Annotated in this window: 1 pseudogene; it reads right to left on the bottom strand. The window is 62.6% G+C overall.

Annotated features, from left to right (window positions below):
* Window positions 1-54: 54 nt before the first annotated feature.
* Window positions 55-952, bottom strand: a pseudogene (locus tag PMES_RS16250) (IS5 family transposase).
* Window positions 953-1018 lie beyond the last annotated feature (66 nt).

Below are 1018 nucleotides of genomic sequence, written 5' to 3'. Positions count from 1 at the left end.
GGCGTTGTTGCGTAACTCACGCCTGAGACATGATGCCCCCTTTCCCCGCCGTCATCAGTCCACGCGGACGATCTCGGCCGTTCCGAGGGCCGAGAAGCGGTTTATCAGTGCGATGCGGATTTGGATTTCGGCGGTTTGGCGGTCCGGGTCTCTTGCGGCGATGCGTTCGCCAAAGGCCTTGAGGCACCGCATTTTCGCCTCGATGCGACTTCGGACTTGGTATCCCGTCCAGCGCTTCCAGAATGCCCGGCCGTAATGCCGTGTGGCGCGGAGGGTCTCGTTTCTGGCAGTCGCTGCCGGGCAATCCTCTAGCGATGGCCTGCCGGTCGATGATAGCGTTGTGACAGCGGCGGGTGTCATAAGCGCCATCAGCGGTCACCGTGCCGATCTCTTCGCGCTCGGGAATCTGACCGAGCAGTTCCGGCAAGATCGGACTGTCGCCGTCGCTGCTGGGGGTAAACTCCACTGCCCGGATGTCCGAAGTGGCCGTATCCATGGCCAGATGCACCTTGCGCCACTGGCGCCGGCCCCGAACGCCGTGCTTGCGGGCCTGCCATTCACCGTCGCCGAGGAACTTGATGCCAGTGCTGTCAACCAACAGGTTCAGCGGCCCATCGGCGCGCCGATACGGGATCTGGACGGCGAGCGTCTTCTGCCTCCGGCACAAGGTCGTGTAATCCGGCACGGTCCAGTCCAAGTTCGCCATCTTCAGCAGGCTGGCGACCATCCCGGTCGTTTGCCGCAACGGCAGCTTGAACAGGACCTTGACGGTCAGGCAAAACTGGATCGCGGCATCAGAGAACACGGCAGGGCGACCGGGCTTACCATCAGGCGGCGCAAGCCAGGACATGTCCTTGTCCAGCCAGATCAGCAGCGACCCGCGCCTGCGAAGCGAGGCCGTGTAGCTGGACCAGTTCGTCGTGCGATAGCGGGCGGGTGATGGCTTGCTCATGCGGACCGTCTAACCGCATGGATTCACAATGTGAATCCTCGACAATCAGAGTTCTGCAACAACGCC

Source organism: Profundibacterium mesophilum KAUST100406-0324 (genome assembly GCF_009835145.1).
GTDB lineage: Bacteria > Pseudomonadota > Alphaproteobacteria > Rhodobacterales > Rhodobacteraceae > Profundibacterium > Profundibacterium mesophilum.
This window is presented reverse-complemented; position numbering and strand designations above follow the sequence as displayed.